The sequence below is a fragment of the Ochrobactrum sp. SFR4 genome (assembly GCF_019730395.1).
Taxonomy (GTDB): domain Bacteria; phylum Pseudomonadota; class Alphaproteobacteria; order Rhizobiales; family Rhizobiaceae; genus Pseudochrobactrum.
In genome coordinates, this window is the sequence record NZ_JAAPBB010000764.1 from 1 (window position 1) to 273 (window position 273).

General features: G+C 56.0%; 1 protein-coding gene. It reads left to right on the forward strand.

From position 1 onward, the window contains the following. On the forward strand, positions 1-273 hold a 273-nt coding region (locus HBA93_RS21145; protein ID WP_221724579.1), incomplete at both ends, for a hydantoinase B/oxoprolinase family protein.

Consider the following 273-nt stretch of genomic DNA (forward strand, 5'->3'; position numbering starts at 1 on the left):
GCCGTAACCGTGGTCAGCAGCTCAAAGCCAAGGTGACGGTGCGGGTGCGTGGTGATGAGCTGGATGTGGACATGACCGGTTCGGCTGACCAGACACCAACCGCCTATAATGTGCCTTTTGAAGGCTCCACCAAAGTTGCAGCCTATGCGGCCTTCCGTAAACTTTTGCTGGATGCCTGCACCAGCGATGTGCGCGTGCCTTCCAATGAAGGGTCATTCCGGCCGATCAATGTGATTGCGCCGCTTGGCTCGATTTATAATCCGAAATCACCGG